Consider the following 21,902-nt stretch of genomic DNA (forward strand, 5'->3'; position numbering starts at 1 on the left):
TCCTGTCTCTAGAATGGGCTGCCAGCGAACGGGTCGGGTTGCTGATTGGATGCGCTGGCCCGGCCCTCCTCACTGAGAGCGCACTTAAGAAGGTGAAGGACGTAGGCTTCTTCGAGGATCAGCAGCCCGAGGCGGTTATTGTGCATATGGGCGCAACGGAGCACAACGCTCAACGGCGTACCGATCGTGATCGACGACGGCCTCGCCGGCCTGGCGGACGGCGGTTGTGGCAGCAGCAGGCCAGCCTGATCCAGCTCCTGGAGCTTGCGGTAGAGCTGGCGAATGGAGCGCAGCCAGCGCCCGAGGGCCGTTGAGAATCCGTCGAGGTCTGGCTCTGCCTGGGCAGAGAGCTGCAAGAGCTGTGCGCTGAGCCGCTCAAGGCGCTGGCGCTGCTGCTCGTACTGCTGATCAAAGCGAGCCAGCAGCTGAGTGCGCAGGCTGGCGGGCATGCGCTCCCACGAAAAGTAGAAGTGTTCGATCACCCGGGCCGTTGCCGTGCGCGTCGGATCTTCCAGGGCGGCGGTCAACAGCATAGCCGCCGTGCTATGAGCCGTGCGCTGCTTGCGGTCGACGCCCTGTCTCAGCAGGGCCAGGGCGATGGCGCTCGACTCCCAGAAATGCTCTTCGATGGAAGGCATGGCCTGCTGCCCACCGTAGTGCTTATATTCTGGCACATAGGGCAGAAAGTGCACACTGTTATTCGGATAGAGCGGCCCGGACTCCGCGCGGCCAAACTCCATCAGGGAGAGATAGCCGCTGATCTCCTGGTAGCGCCCTGGGTCCAGCGAGTCGGGCGCTGGATACTGCTGAAAATAGCCAGTGGCGGCCTGGCGCACCTCGTCCATGATCGGCGCTGCAGCGCTGGCCGTCCGTGGCAAGAGGCGCAGGCGAAGATGTGGTCCTCCCTGCCAATAGCGCACGAAGAAGTAGGCGGAGATCAGGCCACTCTGCTCCAGGCGTATGAGCAACGGCTGGACGCAGCCGACCAGGAGCGCGCTCAGATCTCCGTGGTAGAAGAGATGGGCGCTGATCCAGCGACGCTGCTCCATCATCTCAGGCTCCCTGGTGATTGACTTCAAAGACATATTCACAGACGTAGCCACCCTCACGAGCAGGCAGCAAATCGGCCTCCGCTGGCAGGGCCTCCTCCAGTAGCAGACCGAAGCTGCTCTTCTCGATCAGGTGCTCGAACATGCTGAGCGAGAAATAGCTCTCGAAATCAAGATAGACCGGCTTACGCTCCTTGCCGAGTGAATAGGCGGAGCCATCAAGCCCTTCGGCGGCCTGGAAATCGAAAGGATTGACGCGCAGAAAGCAGCGCGCTGGCAGGCGATACTGCGCGCGCCAGCGCTGCACCTTCAGAAAGTAGTCAAAGTGTGACTCGCCTTTTTGACGAACGGGTAAGCAGGCCGGCGGCAGGTGCCAATGGGCGCGGTTGAGGCAGATCCGCCCTAAACAGGTACGCGGCTGGTAGCGCGGCTGCGGCTCCCGCGCCTCCTTACTCTCGTGCGCCAGGGGAGGAGCGAGCAGGAGCAGGCGCAGGCTCCACAGGCGCTCACCAGGCGTCTCGCCGCAGGCCCACAGCAGAAAACGGTAGAGCGGTGGCAGCCAGTAATCGGACATCAGACCCAGATGCATCGGCAGCAACTGGCGGTTCAAGCGCCTGGAGCGCAGCAGTAGCCGCTGACTGACTGGATCATGCTGGACCAGCAGGTCACTCAGAGGGAGCAGCTGCTCGGGGCTGCCACCGCTCGGACTGCCGGGATAAGCAATCTCGTATTCGCTGCCGGGCAGGCGCAGGTTCAGATTGGAGCCAAAGACACCCTGGATAGCCATCGGCAGTGGTCCCGCCCCCGCCGTATCGACCAGGGCTGAGGGAATGCCCTGCTTCAGGCTCTCGTGGGAGGCGGGAGCAAGCTGAGCTTCCAGGTAGCCCAGGCGGCGCAGATGGCGCCCGAAACCGCTCTGAATGGAGTTCAGCACCAGGTAACGCTGGCCGTCCTGCCAGTAGAGCTGGCAGTGGAGTGCCAGCGAGGACGGCAGCCCCACAGAGGCGGGACAGCGCTCCAGCAGAGCACGCAGCCGCTGACGATCAAGGGTGCGAATGCCGCTGACGCTGTCCAGCGGCTGGTCGGCCACTGCGCGCGCTATCTCCTGACGCAGGGCCATGATCTGGGCCAGCTCCTCCTGTTCAGCGCCGCTGTCAGAGAAGAGCGCGCTGAAGAGCTGCAGCGCCTGGGCAGAACCAGGAGCAGTCGACAGCATCGAACGCTCCCCTGCTGGCTGACTGAAGAGCGCGGGCGCCAGCTGCTGGCTCTCTCGATAGCAGTCTGCGTAAAAGGTCAGCAGGTCTACCGTCGTACCCACCCCATAGCGTCGGCTGAAGAAGGAGGCCAACGCCAGGCGACCGGTGAGCAGCGGATCGTAGAGGCCGGCCAGCCGCTGGACGAGGGCCAGATCGGCCAGGAGATCGCTCTCCAGAGCGGGAAGACTGCTGCCAGGCGCCGTCTTCAGCAGCCTATGCTCGTAGATCAGATTCTTAGCCGGCAGAGCAAAACCAGGCCGCTCGCTCAGGCCCAGCTCAGAGAAGAGACGCTCCAGCAGAGCGCGCAGCTGCTGCAGAATCGCGTAACGCTGGCGCGCCTCAGCCGTCCGCTCGTAAGTGGCCAGGGACTTGTGTAACTCCAGTAACAGCCCTCGTATCTCCTGAACGCGCCTCTGGTTGATAGGAGCGAGTGCCTCACAGAGGCGAAGCAGATAGTTCTGAGCCTGCTCAGGGATAGCGAAATCGAGCTGCAACAGGCCGCGCGTGCAGAGCTGATCGAGTGCTTGCGCCAGCTCCTGCCGCCGCCCCTGCGGGTCCAGAGCGCTCAGCGCCTCGAACAGCTCCCCATAGCTCAGCGGCTGCTGGTCCGTGACAAACTGAAGCACGGCGCGCAGTGATGGTGTGGCGCGTACCGCAGTCAGGCGCTCGCGGCCCAGCTCATCCCGGCTGATGAAACGTAGAACGCCGTCGCTGCTCGCGAGTGAGGGGTTCACACTCACGCGCAGAGAGGGGCGAAGCGCTGGCCACTGAGTCAGCGCCCGGGCGATATGGTCCAGCAGCAGCCTGTTCAGTTCGATGACACTCTGCTCCTCCGCTGACTTGTGCTGCTCAGTGCCAGCCGTCGTCATCTCCTTCTGCCGCTCCTGTGCTGCAGAGGCAAAGCGACCGTGGGCGAGGGCCGTAAAGGTACTATAGGGGCTGGTTTTGGCGGCCATGCGCGTGAGGTAGTTGAGCAGCCCGTCCTCTAGCTTGCGATCGAGAAAGCGCCCGGCCTCTGCTGGAGCTGCTGTCAGCCAGCGGCAGCAATCCAGGTAGAGGCTTGGGCTGGCGAGGAGCACGCCCTGGAGAAAGCGCTCTTGACTGACCAGAGCGCGCAGAGCCGCCCGGCGCTCGTCCAGCTCCTCGGCGAACACGCGGCGAGCTTCTGCCAGCAGCGTAGCGCGTTGCTGAAGCCCTGCCTGCCAATCTCCAATCGCGGCACGCAGCTCAGCGGGTAAGCAAGCCAGCAGGCCTGGAGCCAGCAGCGCTGGTGCTGGCTGGCGACCCTGAAAGAGAGCGCGCCGCAACTCGATCAGCTGCTGGCGTGGTCGGCGCTGCTCAGCGCCCGTCAGGTTGCCGATCACCGTGTGCAATTGTTCCGAGAGGGAGGTGCCGCTGCTGCTTAGCCTCTCCTCAAGGCGTAGCAGCTCCTGAATCAGCGCCAGGCTCCGCTCAAAGCGCAGCGTTGCCAGGGCCGTCAGCGGCAGACCGGCGACCCGTACGACATAGTCTCCTGACACGCGGCAGAGATGCTGCTCTTTCATGCCTCCTCTTCTTCTCTTCAGGGACGAATGCTATGCCGATAGCGTGCCCCGGCTCCCGCGCCAGGGCGCTCATAGCCAAAGGCGATCAGAAACAAAGGCGTCTCCACCTGCTCACTCAGGTGCAGCAGCTGTGCACAGCGATCGAGATGATAGCTATCGCTACAGCGTGCCACCAGGCCAAAGGCCGCGCTCAAAACAGAGAGGCGCTGCGCCACCAGGCCACACTCCATGTTCATGATGCGGTAGGCGCGGTTTCCCAGTGTGGCGCTGAGTGCGCCGTAGTTGGCAACCGGATAGGCAACAAAAGAAGCGCTGCCGCAGTGAACGGCGGGCGTACTGTGAATAGCCTGGATCTGAGAAGTCACCTCCTTCTGCTCAATCACATGCAGAGCGCTGCAGTGCTGGCAGAAGCGGTAGATCCCGGCGGGGATACCGGCAACATTGTTGATGGCTATGAAAAGCGCCAACGCGGGCGATGCCTCGGCGCCACCGAGGTCGCTCTCGTAAGGGGCCAGACTGTAGCGCACGACCTCCCAGAAAGCGGCCTGGCTCACAGGCTTGTGCAGAGGAAGGAAAAAGACGTCACCCGAGCTGCGCTGGTAAAGGGCCTGCACCAGCTCAAGCTCCTCCGGCCAGGGCGCTGGCGCCTCTAGCCGGACGGAGGTCTCTGCGCAGGCTGGTCTTGTGAGCGGCTGCGAAAGCGCCAGCTCGGCACTGCTCTCCAGCCGTGAGTGCTGGTCGATCTCCAGCAACTTCTGACAGCGCTCGCGGTCGAGTGCGCTCAACTTGATATGGGTTGGAGCGATGGCCTCGATCTCCGCCAGCAGGGCCTCGGCGCTGACCGCAGGGGCGGGCAGCTTTTTCTCCGCCCGCCGCTCGCCGTCGGCAGGATAGAGCACCAGCGCGGCGAAAGGACTCTCCTCACCTTCCTCAAGGCCGAGCAGGCGGATCAGGACGCGGTCGAGAAACTGGTAGTGGACCTGGACCGCAAGGCCCAGCGCGCCGCAGACCAGCAAGATGTTGCCGATCACCATCCCCACCTCCTGCGAGCACAGTCGATAAGAGAAGTTGCGATAGCGAAAAGCGTTCTTCCAAAAGTAAGCGCTAACGAAGAGCACACCCAGGCTGTCGGCCAGCTCGCAGCCGAGAGCCGCGCTCAGCACGGAGCGGTAGTCGCCCTGTCTGAGCGCGGCCAGGCCGTGATGCAGGTTGTCGTAGTGGTAGAAGCCCGGCGGGATAGAGGCCGATGCTGGCAACCAGGTGTAGAGTTCTGCAGGAAAGAAGCAGCGAGCGGAGGCGACCAGGCGATGGAAAGGCCAGCGCACATCGAGGCCACTATCGTGGCGCGAGAAGCCATAGCTGTAGTAGAGCAGGCAGGAGAGCGTCTGCTCATCCAGGGAGCGAGGCCCCTCCTTACTGCTGGGCCGGGCCTGACTGACAAAGGCCCCTCGTAGCTCGCCCAGGGAGAGCGGAAGAGACTGACTGAGCGGATAGTGGGGGACGCCGCGGTGGATCTTAAACTTCAGCGGTTCGCCGGGCATGCCCTCCTCGCCCTGACCCTCGGCAAAGAGGGCGGGCAGGCCATAGTAGGTAGCCTGCAGGTAGCGCAGACCGATCTCGCGATCTTGATTGCTCATAGGCGCTCCTTCCGCTCGCTCATGGAAATGGATGAGGATAGGGGTTGAGGTCGGCATCGGTCAAAGGCCGTGCTGCGTAGCCCAGCTCAAAAGGCAGCTCATAGAGGCGCTTGAAGCCGTAGCAGCGGCGAGCATGGTGACCGAAAGTCATCGGCAGCATGCCTGGCATCAGGACACGCGCGGCACAAAAACCCTCTCGTGCCAGTTCGGGCGTCGTCTGATCAACGGCAATTACATCGATACCGCTGCGCAGATAGCGCCCCATCACGTCAAGCACATCCTCGCGCAGATCTGTGTGGGCAGGCGGCTCATCGCCATCGAACGCCTCAGCAAAGGTTTGCCGATATGGTGTCTCGTAAAGGAAGGCCAGGCGTTCGAAAGCCTCTGGCAGACAATAGAGCAAAGCGTGGTCGCGCATCTGCATTACGAGCGAGGAGTCGGCCAGCATATTGCGAGCGCGCTCCCGTTCCTGGCGGTAGAGGCTGATATGGCTGCCGACGATCGGCGCCAGCTCCTGCAAAGCATTGATGAGGGCCTTCTCCGGCAGCAGGTGCGAGCCTGCGGCGCAGAGCACGCGCGGATAGTCCGGACGCTGCTGCTCATCGACGGCCATCACCCAAAAGCAGGGGATGCGCTCCGGCAGGGTGATGTTGAAGGCATGCACGCGATAGCCTGTCAGATGATAGAGGCGTTCGCACATCAGCCTGATCAGCGGGTCGCGCGCCGACTGCAGCTCGATACGCGGCATGGGCAGGCGCGCGTACCAGGTCAGCAGGAAGGCGTCGCGCTCGGCGATCTCTAAGATACCGTGCAGGAGAGCCTCCTCCAGACAGTTGCCGATCGCACAGCCGTTGGAGATCTCATAGACATAGGGTCTCTCACCTGACCAATGGTGGAGACCATAATAGACGTTGCATTCGGGTACCAGCACCGGCTGCTGACGGGCGAAGGAATAGCCCCAGACCCAATTGAGTACAAGATCGTCGCTATAGCGCACATAGGGGAAGTGGGGCAGACTATATTGCGCCTCGCTGTGCAAGCCCAACGTGCGCGGATCAATCGCCACCTCGCCTAATTCACGTCGGCTCGCGCGCACAGCGGTGCGCTTGCCGCCCGGTCGCATACCGGCGTAGCGCTCCAGGGCCTCGGCGATTGCCGCCACCTGGCCCTGTTCGTAGTTGAATGCCCTCCCAAAGCCGACCTCCTGACGTCTTCCTTCCTGCAGGGGGATGTGGGCGGCGAAATTCGCATAGAGGTTACTGGTATCCTTGGTCAGACCACGGATCACGCCGCACTCCGGGTCGACGTAGCGCGTCAGCAGCCGATCCTTGAGAGAGAGCAGATCGCGCACGCGATAGGTCTGGGGAGCGAGCTTCTGCCGCGCCACCAGCGTCATGGCGGCCTGGACAGCGGCGGCGCTATCGGCTGGCAATGCCGCGCAGTCAGGGCAATGTGGTTCAGGCAGGAAGGGGTGGCGACTGATACTCAATGTGGCCAGATCTAGATAGAGCAGGGCGTTGTAGGTCAGCATTGTCTCCGGGTCGCGCCCAAAGCGAGTGACCTCCAGCGCAACCAGCTGTGACAGGATGGTCTGGGCAGAAGCAGTCAGCCAGGCTCTGGCCTGAGCCGAGACCGGGTCTGGAGACAGCTCTGAGCGCGCTTGCTGCGCCAGATAAGCGCGCTCCGCCTGAAACTCTTCCGCCTGTTTATGCGCATTGACCCGTCGGCGCTCAGCGCAGGTGGCGCAGGCGCTGCGTCCTGGCAACACACAAGGGCCAAGCACAGCGCACCCCGGCTCGATCGAAAGCCCTAGCCAGGGCGTCCCATTGGCCAGGCTCCAACGATTGGCCTCCTGCAACAACAGCCCGTGCCAGCGCTCGCTGATCACCAGCAGCAGCGTACAGGCCGGCCCCGACGCTGCCTGCAGATTGGCCCGCGTCACCTCCACAGGCTCGCCCCACTCCTCCCGCAGGCGCTCGCGAACAGTCTGTCCCAGCCTGCCTTCGGCCAGCAGGCCCAGCAGCGGCCTGAATTGCACTTCCTGCGCACTAGCAGTCATCGCCGGACCTCCCCAGGACAACACGTACGATATAGGGCAGCGCCGCGCTCAGCGCCGCATCGTGATCGAGCGGCACAATCAGCGCCCGCCGCCCCTGCGCCTGGAGAGCGGCGAGCAGCGCCTGCTGCATCTGCTCCCACGATTCCGTGAGCGGGTAGTGGGGAACGATTGAGGCAGCGCCGCGCAGGGCTATCGGCAGGGGCACGACAGGCGGCAGCGTGTAGTCAGTCTCCCCGTTATGAAGAGCTTGAGCCTGCTGGAGGCAGAGCAGCAGGCCCTCCTCAATGGCTGCCTGGGCCTGCAAATGACAGGTGTAGGCCCAGGTTTCCCCGTTGCAACAGAAAGCAAAGGCCAGCAGTCCCCAGTCAGCGAGCAGGACCGAGAGATCATAGACAGTAAGAGCAAAGCCTTGGAGGGTCAGCAGGTGCTCATAGCGTCGCGCTGCCTCAGAGAGAGCCAGGGCACCGGCTGCGACGCGAGGAAAAGGTTCGCGACCCGCCGCCAGTCGCTGCTCAAGCGCTGCAAGCCCATGCGTGAAGAGCGCACGACAGAGCGCCTCAGACCAACTCATACCGGCGGCCACCCCACGTGGCAGTGGCCGGGGCAGCTTTTCCTCTGCGGACAACGCGAAGATGGTTGCTGCCGGGACCAGGGCGATCCGCTCACCGGGCAGCTCCCAGGCCCAGAGATAGTCTTCCTCCGGATCGGGACAGGCCGCAGGCTCCAGGCTGCGAGTATAGCAAATAAGCGATTCCCGCGCCGACCCAGCCAGCTCCGGCGCGCTCCCGCTCAGGCTGCGACGAGGATCATAGCACCAGGCCGCGTAGCATTCGCAAGCACGTAGCGTAGCAGCCCGGCGGGCCGCGCCAAAATCGGTGCCCACACCGAACACACGCCAAGGCTCCGCGAGAGCCAGGTGGGGCGCTGGTCGTCCCAGGTCCACGCACGCTATATTTAAAGGAATTTGAGTGTAGTTATGTTCATCCAGCGTACTGAAAAGTCCGAGCCTCTCATCGAAGAGATGAGCCGCCTTGCGAGAAAAGTCCTCCTGTGAGAGTGCTGCTCCAGTGCTGCGCTCTACCAGCCGGTCTCGGAATTGCTGGGCTGTCAACGGAGCAGACTGACGGCAGCTGCGACAGTGGGGAGCGGCAGTGAAAGAATGGCGCTGGCTCTGGAGCGTTTCCAGATCGATGAGCAGCAGGTGACCCCTCGTCTCCTGCGGCCCTGCTTCAGTAATATATTTAAATAGTTCGAAGTTAAGAGTATTGGCGACCACGGCGGCGGTTGGCGCGGCCAGAGCATAGCTTATCGCGGCCTCTGGATGGTCGGCGAAGTCGTAGGGAGCGGCGACCGTCTCGGCAGAAAGATTGGCTTGTAAGCGAAGCCAGGCGCATTCCCAACAACCGTGCTCCATCTCCTGGCCCTCTTGAGGGGGGGAGACCAGCGGTCCCAGCCAGGCCTGGGTGTCAATGATCGTTGCAGTGAGGAAGAGCTTGCCAAGTTGGTAGCAGAGGCGGTTGAGCAAGGCGCTGCGCCGCATCATAGGCCGATCGGAGAGATGCAGAACGGCCTCAAACGGTGAGAGAGCACGGATCACGGCCTGCTCGTCGTCCCAGTTAAGAGGTTCGAGCAAGTGCAGCTGCTGGCGCGGATCGCGTTGATGGCGCAGGGCCAGGTAGTCCTGCAGGCGCTGGTGCTCTAGCGGGCATTCGCTGGTCATCAAGACGTGGACGTCTGCCAGGCCGCATTGTAGAGCGGCCTGCACGAGGGCCTGCAGCGTCAGACCGGAGCCGATCAGCAGCACGCGGCTCCGGCGGTAGCATTCAAAGCGCCAGGCGCTTGAATCCTGAAAAGCCTCGATGAAAGCGATCTCCGCGGCGTAGGTTGCCTGTTCAGCCGGGCTCAGCTGGTGGGGGAGGTCGGGGGCCAGATCCTTGATGAAGCCGCGGGTAGTCAGCACCTCGATGAGCCTGTTGATCAAGGCGCGGTGCTCTGTTGGGGCCTGCTGAGTGATCTCCTCCAGGGTATGCTGACCATCCAGATAGGGCAAAAGCAAGTCGAGCAGCCGGGCAAGACCTTTCCCTTTCAGGTGGAAGGCGCCCTGATTGTTGCGCAAGTAGACCCCTTCGGGGGTAGGAAAATAGAAGACATCGCCTCTCATCCTGGGGCGCATGGCCAGTTTCTCCCCTCAGCGTGCGCATAGATACTCTACAACGGTGGGCTGATTTGCAGCATAGAGGTGCAGGCATAGTGGCGCAGCAACGATGGGCAACTATGCTGCACCTCGGATGGGCCGAATTGGGCCGCCGTGGTTTCCTTCTAGCGGCGCCTGGGATCTCTATCCTGTAGCTCGTTAGCAGCAGCAGCAGCAGGGGATACAGCAGCTGCAGCATGCCGTGGGCAGGATAGAGGCGCCTATCTCGATCATGCCGTGGCCAAGCGTGAGCGCTTCCAGCCCGCTGTGATCTGCCTCGAGTGGCTGAATGCTCAGGTCGTCCAGTTGTAGCTCGTCCAGGTTCAGGTGAGAAAGTTCTTGCCTCAGGTCTTCCATGTGATGATCTCCTTTCTCCCGGCGGGAAGGTCGTGTATCGCTTCGGACGGCGCGTAGAGAGGCAGTGAGCTATGCCAGGGCCAGGGCTAGTCTATACCTACCAGCAGCAGCAGCAGAGGAGGCAGCAGCTACAACAGGCGGCCTGGCCAGAGGAGGCGCCGATCTCTACCATACCGTGGCCCGTGGTGAGCAGCTCCAGGCCACCTTCGGGGGAGAGCTTCAGGTCCTCGATCTCCAGCTCGTCGAGGGCAAGGCCATCGAGTTCAAGCTGAGCGAGTTCGCCGTGCAAATCTTGCATGAGTAACCTCCTTGTACATCATGTAGATAGGTAGGCGTCTGTGACATGAGGCAATACTTGCCCTGTGTGTTCCTTGTCTCTAACCCGCACGGGAGGCCGATCTGTTTCTCGACCGGCGCTTGCTATCCTATAAGGCTGTATGCCTTAGCCTAAACAGGGACAACAGCAGCAGACGAGGCAGCAGCTGCAGCAGGCGGCCTGGCCAGAGGAGGCGCCGATCTCTACCATGCCGTGACCCGTGGTGAGCAGCTCCAGGCCACCTTCGGGAGAGAGCTTCAGGTCCTCGATCTCCAGATCGTCGAGGGTGAGGCCATCGAGTTCAAGCTGAGCGAGTTCGCCGTGCAGTTCTTTCAATTTTGGCTCCTTTCTCTTGAAGTACTTTTTTTGCTGCTATGTGAAGGCAATACTGTCCCTCTAGCGCGCTCGGCAAGCGATACACGACAGGGCCGAAGAGGGCAGTATCACCTCATGCCCGTAGTTTAGGTGCCCGGGCTCGGATGCGTGAAGGTAGAGAGGAGTGGCATGCCTCTAACGAGGTGGTAGGCGCGACCTCTAGTGTATTCGATCTTGCGGAGCCGGCGCTGGCAGTCAGCCAGACTGGAAAGGCACTCACTCCTGTAATACACCTTGGTGATGCTAGATCGATGCTCCTTCACATCCAATTACCGAGCAGCGTTGCTCTTGAGTGAGCTGTCTTCTGGCATGGTAGATCAGCCTTGTAGCACGGCTCAGACCCGAAGATCGAAGCGCTTCTTTCTCTCGATTTATTTCCTGTCACCCAGCCTGCCATCCAGCATGACTGAGCCTGCCTGAGAGTGATCTACCTGACTATGGTCTGAGGTATTGGGCGCGAGCATGACGAACTCTTTTGTGTTCCACCCTGTGCCTTCCCCCCCAGGAAGGAGCGGGTGGGTTGACGTTTGCTTTCAGACGCGGGAGCCGGGCGATCTCGTCTACGCCAGGTTCACCTGGCTGTCGATCTCCATCTCTGTGACTCCCGTCGAGATGGTGGCTATGCATGCTCACGCTTCGAATATACCATTATAGTGGAGTTAGTGTCAAGTGGCATAGGGAGCCTGGAGAGGGAAAGAGACCAAGAAGACGTTCAGTAGCCTACTTAGAGGTTTTGCCAGCCTAGCCCGGGGGTAAGGTGAAGCATCTTCTATTTGATAAACATGAAAGACCGCGAAGACTGGCCATGCCTATTCCCCCGATCCTACACAGTCTGGTGCTCCCGAAGAGGCGGACTGGAGCCGTTATCTCTCCTCGGTGGACCCCTTGACAGGAAAGGCCCAACAGCTTACGATTCAGATATCAGTATAAACGGATATTTGAGTATCCTGAACAGCCGAATGCTGTTCGCTCCCAGGGCGATCCGGCTGGCGCTTGTTTGCCAGGGTCAGCCAGCAGCTGATCCCTGGCCCACCATCAGAGAACGGCAGGCTGCTCAGCGGGAGCAAGAACCATGAGGAGAAGCACAGAAGCAGCCTTGTTTCGTCATTGGGCTGGAGCGCTCTTGAGCGTCACGGGGGGTCTGGCCTGTCCCTGTCATCTGCTGATCATACTACCCCTGCTGGCCCCTGTGCTGGGGGGGACGGCTCTGGGCGTGGTCCTGCAGCAGCAGCGGTCTCTGATCCTGGCCCTGGCCACTCTCTATTGTCTGGCGGCACTGGCAGTGGGAGGCTGGTTGTGGCTTGTGGGAGAGAAGCGACATGGATATGCCAGCGCTGCCTCGCCGTCAGGAGCTTCACCAAAGGTTTTACTGGAGGTCTGCCCGGTCTGCCTGTCCGAGGGGGCTGGGCCGTGGCGGCTGGAGTCGTTACCGGTGACGGGCGCGGCGTGCTGCGTTCGTCGCTGATTGCTGTCAGCAGAGGAAAGGAAACATCCCAGGCCATGATGACTGTGAGCGAGCCAGATCTCTTGATCCTGGGCAGCGGTTCAACTGCCTTTGCCGCGGCGCTGCATGCCGCGGACCTGGGTAAAACCGTCCTGTTGACCGAGGTGCGCGCTGTCGGGGGGACCTGTGCTAATCGGGGATGTCTGCCCTCCAAGAACCTGATCGAGGCGGCGCGTCTGGTCTACGAGGCGGCTCACCCGCGCTATCCGGGCCTGACCCCCGTGCAGATGCCGGCCAGTTGGGCCGAGCTGCTGGAGCAGAAAGATGCCCTGGTCCAGGCGTATCGCTGGGAGCGCTATGAGCGCCTGCTGCGCGAGGTTGGTGGTCTGGGCCTGGTGCAGGGGCGAGCGCAGCTGCTCTCGCCGCACGAGGTGGCGGTGACCGGTCCTGGCGGCACGGAACACCTGCGTGGCAGGCAGCTGCTGATCGCCACCGGCTCGCGTCCCGTGGTGCCCGCGCTGCCTGGCTTAGAGCAGGTTCCATTTCTGACCAGCGATCTGCTCAGCGGCGCCGATGATCCCTGGCAGACGTCACTGCGGCAGCAGCCACGCTCGCTCGTGATCCTGGGTGGTGGGGCGATTGCCCTGGAGCTGGGCCAGCTTTTCGTCCGGCTGGGAACCCAGGTGACCCTGCTGACGCGGGGTGAGCAGCTGCTGCCGGGTGTGGAGCCGGAGCTGGCGCAGGCGCTGGCCGAGCTGCTGCGAGCGGAGGGGGTGCAGCTACTCACGCAGGTCCAGGTGCAGGGAGTGGCGCCAGCGGGGAGGGGTGTGGCCGTCACCTTCCAGCAGGGTGGGCAGCTGGAGACGCTGGAGGCCGAGCAGCTGCTGGTGGCGACGGGGCGGCGTCCCAATACGGAGGGGCTGGGACTGGAGCGGGCCGGGGTGGCGCTGAAGGCCGATGGAGCGGTATGGGTCGACCGGACACTGCGGACGAGCGTGCCGCACATCTGGGCTGCCGGTGATGTCATTGGGAGGGCCTGGGGCAATCAGTTTGCCACGCCGGTGGGAGCCGCTGATGGCAGGCTTGCTGCGCACAATGCCCTCTCCGGGGAGCCACCGCGCGCCGTTGACCACCGGGTGATTCCACGTTGCATCTTTACTGATCCGCCGCTGGCGATGGTCGGCTTGACTGATGCGCAGGCGCAGGAGGAGGGGCTGGCTTGTGCCTGCCGGGTGCTGCCGCTGAGCCTGGTGCCGCGAGCGGGAGCGATCCATCGAACGCAGGGGCTGGTCAAGATGGTCGTGGAGCGGGCCAGCCGGCGCGTGCTGGGGGTATCGCTGCTAGGGGAGAGTGCGGGGGAAGTGATCCACGAGGCGGCGATGGCGCTGCGCTTTGGTGCCACGTTGGAGGATTTTACCGAGCTGATCCATGTCTATCCGGCGATGGCGGAGGCGCTGAAGCTGGTGGCGCTCTCCTTCACGCGGGACGTGCGTCTGCTCAGTTGTTGCGCCAGCTAGGCGCAGCCGGGGAAGGCTGGCCGTTCCGTTGGCCCGGTCTTGTCCCCTGCTATACCTCGCTCGTGAGGCCAGCGCGTCCAGGAGCACATGGCTTCCCACGACCATCAGTGTGCTCAGCGCAGCCAGTGTGAGCTAGCCTGTTGCTGCGCCACGCCACTGTGTTCCTGTAAGGCCGCCCAGGTCCTCGGCCTCCTTCTCGCGACTCTTTCATTACCCACACCTTGGGTAGTTCCTCAAAGAGGATACAGTATCTCATAAAGACACTGCTGAGGCATCTTTGTCTCTGCGCGAGATAAAGCGAGCGATCTTCCCGACCAGCTCTGATATGGAAGGACCTCTCTTCTATCCCTTCTCCCCATAAAAAATTGATAAAAATTAATAGGTCTGCGCTTATTCCTTGCTAGCTGCATTGACAGATACACATCTCCTTATTTACACTCTTCACTGAACTATCTACCTTCATGTGCTACAGCTGATAGGACTTGGGAAATGATTCAAGATCTTTTTGCCTTCCCAGGAATACGGCACCGGATGATAGCAGCATGGGTGATATGACGAGGAGAGAAGAAAGGAGGAGTAGATGCCCTGGTGGTTTTTCCGTCGGCGGGGTGGAAGTGCGCTGTCGACAGACGTGACAGGACGCACTGGTGGAAAGGGTTGGCGTCTGGGGGAGGTAGCCTTGCCCCGCTTGCAGGGCCGGCGCCGCTACTTGCAGGAGCAGCCCTACTTGTTACCCAAGGACCTCGGCGAGGTCAATCGGCTCGATTTCCAGCACTATATGTTGCGTGCCGCGCTGCGAGGGAACTACCTGGCACCGATTGGGCAGCCGAGACGCATTCTCGATGTGGGCTGTGGGACGGGACGGTGGGCCATAGAGCTGGCGCAGCAATTTCCACAAGCGGAGGTGATCGGGGTGGACGTGGAGCAGGCCAAGAGTACGAGTCGCATGCCCTCGAACTATCGCTTTGTCCGGGGGGATGTGCTGCAGGGTCTACCGTTTGAGGAGAACACGTTTGATTTTGTGCATCAGCGCTTGCTGCTGCTGGCGATTCCGCTGGCGGCCTGGCCAGGGGTAGTGCAGGAGCTGGCGCGAGTGACGGCTCCGGGAGGCTGGGTTGAGCTGACGGAGGGGGGAATCAGCCCGAACGATTTTGTGCCCTGCGGGCCGGCGACGCAGCAGCTGCTCGACTGGATGGGACAACTGGCGGCGCTGCGTGGGCTGGATGCCGAGGGCGTGGTGATGCGCTCGCTGGAGCGCTATCTAGCAGAGGCAGGTCTGATCAACATCCAGCGCCACTTCCTTGGATGGCCAATCGGCGACTGGGGCGGGCGCCTGGGTTCGCTGATGGCCCTGGACTTTAAAGAGGGGGCCAAAGCCATTAGTGCACCAGTGGCCGCGCGTTTTGGGTGCTCAGAGCAGGAGGTTCTCAAAATTATCGAAAAGGCTAGAGACGAATGGGATACTTTACAAACTCGTGGCTTTGGCATGATTGCTTACGGGCAGAAGCCGACTAATAGCTAAGGAGAGCGTTAGACGCAGGTCTCACCTGACTTCAGGTTACCGCGGGGGACTCTGGACACGCAAGAAAATGCGGTCTGAGTAGGCCGAGAAGGCCGACAGACGACGTAAAGAGGAGAGAGGAAAGGAGGAGTAGATGCCCTGGTGGTTTTTCCGTCGGCGGGGTGGAAGCACGCTGTCGACAGGAGCGACAGGACAGGGCAGCGGAGCAGGTTGGCGTCTGGGGGAGGTAGCCTTGCCCCGCTTGCAGGGCCGGCGCCGCTACTTGCAGGAACAGCCCTACTTGTTACCCAAGGACCTCGGCGAGGTCAATCGGCTCGATTTCCAGCACTACATGTTACGCGCCGCGCTGCGAGGGAACTACCTGGCACCGATTGGGCAGCCGAGGCGCATTCTCGATGTGGGCTGTGGGACGGGACGGTGGGCCATAGAGCTGGCGCAGCAATTTCCACAAGCGGAGGTGATCGGGGTGGATGTGGAGCAGGCCAAGAGTACGAGTCGCATGCCCTCGAACTATCGCTTTGTCCGGGGGGATGTGCTGCAGGGTCTGCCGTTTGAGGAGAACACGTTTGATTTTGTGCATCAGCGCTTGCTGCTGCTGGCGATTCCGCTGGCGGCCTGGCCGGGGGTGGTGCAGGAGCTGGCGCGGGTGACGGCTCCTGGTGGCTGGGTTGAGCTGCTTGAGACAAGTATCAGCCCGGACGATTTTGTGCCCTGTGGGCCAACAATGCGTCAACTGCTCGACTGGATGGGGCAGCTGGCGGCGCTGCGTGGGCTGGATGCCGAGGGGGTGGTGATGCATTCGCTCGAACGCTATCTGGCGGAGGCCGGCCTGGTCAATATTCAGAGCTATCCTCTTGAAGGGCCGATGGGCGACTGGGGCGGGCGTCTGGGTTCGCTGGTGGCCCTGGACTTTAAAGAGGGGGCCAAAGCGGTGAGTGGGCCGATCGCCGTGCGCTTTGGCCGTTCAGAGCAGGAGGTCCTCGATATTATTGAACAGGTTAATCACGAGTGGAACGCGCTGCAGACCTGTGGACACTCCAAGGTTGCCTGTGGGCAGAAGCCGCCAGCGCGCTGAAAGGAGGAGTAGATGCCCTGGTGGTTTTTCCGTCGACGGGGTGGGAGCACGCTGTCGACGGGAGCGACAGGACAGGCCAGCGGAACGGGTTGGCGTCTGGGGGAGGTAGCCTTGCCGCGCTTGCAGGGCCGGCGCCGCTACTTGCAGGAGCAGCCCTACTTGTTACCGAAAGATCTCGGCGAAGTCAATCGACTCGATTTCCAGCACTATGTCTTGCGTGCCGCGCTGCGAGGGAACTACCTGGCACCGATTGGGCAGCCGAGGCGCATTCTCGATGTGGGCTGTGGGACCGGGCGATGGGCCATAGAGCTGGCGCAGCAATTTCCACAAGCGGAGGTGATCGGGGTGGATGTGGAGCAGGCCAAGAGCACGAGTCGCATGCCCTCGAACTATCGCTTTGTCCGGGGGGATGTGCTGCAGGGTCTACCGTTTGAGGAGAACACGTTTGATTTTGTGCATCAGCGCTTGCTGATCCTAGCCATTCCGCTGGCGGCCTGGCCGGGGGTGGTGCAGGAGCTGGCGCGAGTGACGGCTCCGGGAGGCTGGGTTGAGCTGCTTGAGACAAGCATCAGCTCAGGCGACTGGGGAACCTGCGGGCCGGCGATGCAGCAGCTGCTCGACTGGATGGGACAACTGGCGGCGCTGCGTGGGCTGGATACCGAGGGCGTGGTGATGCGCTCGCTGGAGCGCTATCTAGCAGAGGCAGGTCTGATCAACATCCAGCGCCGTCCCCTGGAGGTCCCGGTTGGCGACTGGGGCGGGCGCCTGGGTTCGCTGATGGCCCTGGACTTTAAAGAGGGGGCCAAAGCGGTGAGTGGGCCGATCGCCGTGCGCTTTGGCCGTTCAGAGCAGGAGGTCCTCGATATTATTGAACAGGTTAATCACGAGTGGAACGCGCTGCAGACACGCGGCTATTTTATGACTGTCTACGGACAGAAGCCGCTCGCTGGCTAATCTGCCGGGCGTAGTCTGGCTTCCTTCCTCTCTGGCTCAGGCGTCTCGACCCTGGTCAACAGCGCCTGACTGAGAACGCAGGCAAAAGAGCATGGCCGGCACTGTCCCCTCTGGACGTGCCTGGGCATGCTCTCTTACCTTCTGCCTCTCTCGCGTTTCAGCTACTCTGTTATCGCTGTATATTCCGGACGGGTGGCCTGATAGGAGCAGGCAGGCTACACTGGACAAGAAGGTAGAGAGCGACAAGGCCGTCCTTTTTTGTCCCCATCTTCTGCGCCAATGGTGGGGAATAGCGCGCTGGCAATCTGGCTACGCCCCTCGCGATATTTCCTATAGGGGTATGGGCCAGCCTGACTGCCAGAGATCAATCGGCATCGCTCACTCTCCCATCTCTGGTCTCTGCCCCGTTACAGAGAGACCACGGCACTCGCCATGTAGCCCACTGCCTGCGTCACTGTGCCTCTGGCTGTATGCCAGCGTACCGACCAGTCTATCTGGCGTTTGCCTGTAATCTGCAGCTGCCAGCCGTCTGCTGCGGTAGGCAACAGCTGCCATTCCGTAGCTGCACCACTGGCATCCCAGACAATGCGCCCACGACCTGGAGCGCCAGGATAGACCTCCAGCGTCACCTCGTCGGGGGCTTCCTCCTTCAAGAAAGCCCGCTCCGGTCCGAGTGGCAGTACGCTACCAGCGCGCACATAGACAGGCAAGATCTCCAACGGAGCCAGGCGCGTCACATAGCGTCCACCCTCCAGGCGCTCGTCGCTCCAGAAATCGATCCACTCGCCGGCGGGAAGATAGAGGCGGCGGGCCACCGGTTCACGGGCCTCACTAAAGACTGGTGCCACCAGCAAAGCCGGGCCGAGCAAGTAGACATCATCGATCATGGCGGCCAGCGGGTCCTCGGGGAACTCCAACAGCAGCGGACGCAGCATCGGCAGGCCGCGGGCATGGGCTTCCCAGGCCAGGCTATACAGATAGGGATTGAGACGCAGGCGCAGCCGAGCGTAGCGGCGGAAGATGGCCAGGGCCTCCTCGCCGAAGGCCCAGGGTTCCCGTGGCGTGGTCCCATGTGCCCGCGCCAGCGGCGAGAAAAGGCCAAATTGGGCCCAGCGAATATACAGCTCCGGCGACGGTGGTGGACCATAAAAACCCCCGATGTCATGGGCCCAGAGGCCTGGAGCACTCAGGGCCAGATTCAAACCGCCGCGCAAAGAGCAGGCCATTGCCACCACATCGGTTTTGGGATCACCGCCCCATTGGGCTGGATAGCGCTGTGTGCCCGCCCAGCCGGAGCGCCCCCAAACGAGACCGGGGCGTCCCGTCTCCTGAGTGATCACCTCATGGACGGCAGCGTTGTAGAGCAGCGGATACAGATTGCGCAGCTCATGGCCGCGCATCCCATTGGCAGCCTGCGCCTCCAGCGGTACCCCCTCGCCGAAGTCCGTCTTGAAAACCGCTACTCCAGCCCGTAGCAGCGGACGATGCAGGTCCTGCCACCAGGCGCGCGCCGCTGGATTAGTAAAATCGACAATCGCGCGCTTGCGACCATCGGGCGGCGGCCCCCCAAAATCGGCCCCGATCGGCTCGCCCTGCTCGTCGCGCAAGAAGTAGCCTGCCCTGGCCGCCTCCTCATAGCGTGGCGCCTGCTCGGAAATATACGGCAGTTCCCAGAGCGAGACCTTAAAGCCACGCTCACCCAGCTCGCGGATGAGGCCGGGCAGATCTGGGAAAGCCTCCTCGTTGACCGTGAAATCACAGGAGAGGTTAGGGTGAGCCAGCCAGGCTGGATCAATATGCAGCACGTCACAAGGCACACCCTCGGCCCTGGCTCGGGTGGCAACCTCCTCCACCTCCGCCCGGCTCTGGTAGCGGCAGCGCGAAAGCCAGACGCCGAAGGCCCAACGTGGAGGCAGGGTCGCCCGTCCAGTCACGCGCGTATACTCTTCCAGCACCTCACGCGCTTCCCGTCCAAAGAACAGAAACAGATCGAGTGCTGGCTCCGCGCTGCACACTAGCGCAGCGCGGGCCGAAGGCGTTCCCAAGGCCAGCGTCACAGGAGCAGCTGTGTGCATGAAGAGGCCGTAGCCGCGCGACGACAGCAGAAAAGGCACATTCTTATACGACCCTTCGGTCGTTGTTCCCCAGGCATCAATATTGAAGAGGTGGACCACCGTGCCGCGATGATCCAGGCGTGCGAAGCGCTCGCCCAGGCCATAGAAATGCTCAGCGGGATCGATTGCCCACGACCAGTAGGCGGCGGCCTGCTCTCCTGGGGTCGTCTGCAGACCCGGCGGTGGCGTACAGAGGAGGCCATGCACATTGCGGTCATCCAGCGCTGTACGCCAGGCGACCTCGGGAGCAGCGTCGCTGCTAATTTGAAGGGCGAAAGGGTCGCGCTCTAGCGTAACCTTGATTCCTTCTAGAGTCACGCGGACCCCTGTTGCCGTCTCCTCAAGAGCAGGGAATGGCGGCTGAGAACCGTAGGTTGCGGCCAGCACCTCTTCCAGGGCGCCGGGCGCCAGCATCTCCGAGGTCTGCACCTGCCGCAGGGTCTCGGGCGTTCCCAACCGTAGGCGCACAATGCGAGGAGCCAGCACCTGTAGCTCTAACCTCAACTGAGCCTCAGCCGCCAGAAGTGCGTCCTGGGCGCTGGCCTTGGCCTCGCCTCCGGTCCCTGCCAGGTTCCCGGCCTCTGCCGGGCGATTAGGCACCCCTGTCGTCGTCATCTGTTGAGCCAGCGGCTCGGCGCTCACCACCACAGGACGGAGCGGAGCACCAAACGTCCGAAACGGGACCAGTGCCACCTCGGCCCGCACCCCTCCCGGAATAAGCGTGACCTGGGCCAAACGCCTCAGATAAAAGCCCTGCGTCACCATGACCGGCCTGTCGCCGGTCACGACCTGATCAGCCCCGCTCATTGCTCCTCCTGACTGCGCCGATAGTCCTGCAAGAACGCCTCAAGGCCCGCCGTCGTCAGCGGGTGCTCAATCAACTGTGCCAGAATAGCGTAGGCCATCGTCGCAATATGGGCGCCAGCCCTGGCGACCGCCGTCACATGCACGGGATGGCGCAAGGCCGCCGCGATAATCTTCCCTGGTTGCTGCTGGACACGCAACGTCTGGGCCAGATCGGCCACCAGAGCCACCCCATCCTCGCCAACAGCGTCGAGGCGACCGACAAAAGGACTCACATAGCTCGCGCCCGCCGCCAGGGCTAACAGGGCCTGATTGACCGTAAAAATCAGCGTCGCATTGATCTCTGGTCGACGGGTCAGTCGCTGCTCCTGAGCGAAGCGGGCGCGGATCGGGCAGTCAGTCAAGTGGGCACAGCCCTGGCAAGAGGCCGAGACCTCGCTCCGACTCAAGCGAGCCATCGCCTTCAGCCCCTCTGGGGTTGTCGGCAGCTTCACCACCACATGGGGCGACCACGTCGCAAAGTCCAATCCCTGGGCTACCATCCCCTCGGCATCGAGTGCCACCACCTCAACGCTGATTGGCACATCGGCGATCCAGCACAGCTCTTGCACATGGCGGCGCATCTCGCTCTCGCGCACGCCGGCGCGCGCCATGTGGCTGGGATTAGTCGTCACACCGCGCAACACCCCCCAGGCAGCAGCCGCGCGCACCTCATCGAACTGCGCCGTATCAAGATAGAATTCCATTAGCGCGCAACCTCCTTCCTTCCTTAACCTTTCAAACCGCCGGCGGTCAGGCCCGAGACAATGCGCCGCTCCAGCAACAAGATGAGCGCAACCAGGGGCACCACCGACATCACCATCGCCGCCGAGAGCACACCAAAGTTTGTTGTAAATTCCGTCTGGCTCAGGATCACGACCCCCACAGGCAGCGTGTACGTTGCCGTCGTCGTATAGTTCAGCGCGAACAGATATTCATTCCAGTCTCCGACAAAGACAATCACCGCTGTCGTGAACAGTCCGGGGATGATCATAGGCAGCACGATGCGCACAAAAGCCCCGAGACGGCTCATGCCATCGAGGGCCGCCGCCTCCTCATATTCGAAAGGCACCTCCTGTAAAAAAGCCATCAGAATCAGGATAGCCATCGGCAAGCCAAAGACCGAATACGGGATGATCAAGGCCAGGAGGGTGCCGATGAGATGCAAGCTTTGCAGAATCAGGTAGAGAGGAATGACCTGAGAGAACGGTGGAAAGAGAGAGAGCGAAACAACGAAAAGCAGCGCCAGCCGCTTCCAGCGAAAGCGCAGGCGGGCAAAGGCATAAGCGGCCAGTGTGGCCAGCAACATAGTCACCAGGGTCGAAGCCAGCGAGGCAATGATGCTGTTCAGGTAGTAGCGCCCGATATCCCCCTGAAGAGCCTCCCTGTAGCTGCTCAGCGTTGGATGAGCAGGCCAGAGAGGGGCGGGCACAGCCGTAGTCTCCTGGGGGGTCATCGACGAAGTCAGCAACGCCCAAATCAACGGCAGAAACTGCACGACGACGATCACCGCCAGTGCAAGGTAGAGCAGCGTCCGCCGGGTGAGTAGTCCCAGCCGCGGACCCCGAGGCCGCGTCGTTGGGCGCGCGAACCCTCTTCCCCTGGCTGTCGTCGTAGGCAGAGGAGCCAGTGCCATGCTCGTTTCT

The 21,902-nt window shown here is 62.2% G+C and carries 16 protein-coding genes; 5 read left to right on the forward strand and 11 right to left on the reverse strand.

Annotated elements, in window-relative coordinates; genetic code table 11:
• Positions 1–8: 8 nt before the first annotated feature.
• The 8 genes from BGC09_RS04485 to BGC09_RS04520 form a co-directional block, all read right to left on the reverse strand.
• Positions 9–1,052 carry a lantibiotic dehydratase C-terminal domain-containing protein gene (locus tag BGC09_RS04485; RefSeq protein WP_069802516.1) on the reverse strand — a complete coding sequence of 348 codons (1,044 nt, stop codon included), beginning with the start codon at positions 1,050–1,052 and terminating at the stop codon, positions 9–11.
• Between the two features lies 1 nt (position 1,053).
• Positions 1,054–3,849 carry a lantibiotic dehydratase gene (locus BGC09_RS04490; protein WP_069802518.1) on the reverse strand — a complete coding sequence of 932 codons (2,796 nt, stop codon included), beginning with the start codon at positions 3,847–3,849 and terminating at the stop codon, positions 1,054–1,056.
• Positions 3,850–3,866: 17 nt separating this feature from the next.
• Positions 3,867–5,486, reverse strand: coding sequence for a SagB family peptide dehydrogenase (locus BGC09_RS04495; protein ID WP_069802520.1), 1,620 nt, complete (start codon positions 5,484–5,486; stop codon positions 3,867–3,869).
• Between the two features lie 19 nt (positions 5,487–5,505).
• Positions 5,506–7,545, reverse strand: coding sequence for a TOMM precursor leader peptide-binding protein (locus BGC09_RS04500; RefSeq protein ID WP_069802521.1), 2,040 nt, complete (start codon positions 7,543–7,545; stop codon positions 5,506–5,508).
• Positions 7,535–9,718, reverse strand: a complete 2,184-nt coding sequence (locus tag BGC09_RS04505) for a TOMM precursor leader peptide-binding protein (RefSeq protein ID WP_069802523.1) — start codon at positions 9,716–9,718, stop codon at positions 7,535–7,537. Before BGC09_RS04505 ends, BGC09_RS04500 begins: the two co-directional genes overlap by 11 nt.
• A gap of 180 nt (positions 9,719–9,898) precedes the next feature.
• Positions 9,899–10,096 (reverse strand): thiomuracin/GE37468 family thiazolyl RiPP peptide, encoded by a 198-nt coding sequence (locus tag BGC09_RS23450; RefSeq protein ID WP_069802525.1) that lies wholly within the window; start codon positions 10,094–10,096, stop codon positions 9,899–9,901.
• 97 nt (positions 10,097–10,193) lie between these two features.
• Complete coding sequence (locus tag BGC09_RS22065; RefSeq protein ID WP_084657936.1) at positions 10,194–10,394, reverse strand: thiomuracin/GE37468 family thiazolyl RiPP peptide; 201 nt, start codon at positions 10,392–10,394, stop codon at positions 10,194–10,196.
• A 144-nt stretch (positions 10,395–10,538) separates the two neighbouring features.
• Positions 10,539–10,748 carry a thiomuracin/GE37468 family thiazolyl RiPP peptide gene (locus BGC09_RS04520; RefSeq protein WP_218103960.1) on the reverse strand — a complete coding sequence of 70 codons (210 nt, stop codon included), beginning with the start codon at positions 10,746–10,748 and terminating at the stop codon, positions 10,539–10,541.
• A 1,111-nt stretch (positions 10,749–11,859) separates the two neighbouring features.
• On the opposite strand from BGC09_RS04520, the gene BGC09_RS04525 reads away from it, so the two are divergent.
• The 5 genes from BGC09_RS04525 to BGC09_RS04545 all read left to right on the forward strand — a co-directional run bounded on the left by BGC09_RS04525 (position 11,860) and on the right by BGC09_RS04545 (position 17,299).
• Positions 11,860–12,252: a hypothetical protein gene (locus tag BGC09_RS04525; RefSeq protein WP_141727639.1), complete on the forward strand. Its 393-nt coding sequence runs from the start codon at positions 11,860–11,862 to the stop codon at positions 12,250–12,252.
• Positions 12,253–12,287: 35 nt separating this feature from the next.
• Entirely contained in the window at positions 12,288–13,748 is a 1,461-nt protein-coding gene (gene merA / locus BGC09_RS04530; protein ID WP_084657937.1) for a mercury(II) reductase, read from the forward strand.
• A gap of 580 nt (positions 13,749–14,328) precedes the next feature.
• Complete coding sequence (locus BGC09_RS04535; protein WP_069802531.1) at positions 14,329–15,270, forward strand: class I SAM-dependent methyltransferase; 942 nt, start codon at positions 14,329–14,331, stop codon at positions 15,268–15,270.
• Between the two features lie 133 nt (positions 15,271–15,403).
• Positions 15,404–16,345 (forward strand): class I SAM-dependent methyltransferase, encoded by a 942-nt coding sequence (locus tag BGC09_RS04540; RefSeq protein ID WP_069802534.1) that lies wholly within the window; start codon positions 15,404–15,406, stop codon positions 16,343–16,345.
• A 12-nt stretch (positions 16,346–16,357) separates the two neighbouring features.
• Positions 16,358–17,299, forward strand: a complete 942-nt coding sequence (locus BGC09_RS04545) for a class I SAM-dependent methyltransferase (protein ID WP_069802536.1) — start codon at positions 16,358–16,360, stop codon at positions 17,297–17,299.
• A 407-nt stretch (positions 17,300–17,706) separates the two neighbouring features.
• On the opposite strand, the gene BGC09_RS04550 is transcribed toward BGC09_RS04545, so the two are convergent.
• From BGC09_RS04550 to BGC09_RS04560, 3 genes are read right to left on the reverse strand one after another with little or no spacing between them, the layout of a single operon-like run.
• Positions 17,707–20,220 (reverse strand): glycoside hydrolase family 31 protein, encoded by a 2,514-nt coding sequence (locus BGC09_RS04550; RefSeq protein WP_069802538.1) that lies wholly within the window; start codon positions 20,218–20,220, stop codon positions 17,707–17,709.
• Positions 20,217–20,963 carry a transaldolase family protein gene (locus BGC09_RS04555; RefSeq protein WP_069802540.1) on the reverse strand — a complete coding sequence of 249 codons (747 nt, stop codon included), beginning with the start codon at positions 20,961–20,963 and terminating at the stop codon, positions 20,217–20,219. Before BGC09_RS04555 ends, BGC09_RS04550 begins: the two co-directional genes overlap by 4 nt.
• A gap of 23 nt (positions 20,964–20,986) precedes the next feature.
• Positions 20,987–21,892: a carbohydrate ABC transporter permease gene (locus tag BGC09_RS04560; protein WP_084657938.1), complete on the reverse strand. Its 906-nt coding sequence runs from the start codon at positions 21,890–21,892 to the stop codon at positions 20,987–20,989.
• Between the last annotated feature and the right edge of the window lie 10 nt (positions 21,893–21,902).

The sequence above is a fragment of the Thermogemmatispora onikobensis genome (genome assembly GCF_001748285.1).
Taxonomy (GTDB): Bacteria; Chloroflexota; Ktedonobacteria; order Ktedonobacterales; family Ktedonobacteraceae; genus Thermogemmatispora; species Thermogemmatispora onikobensis.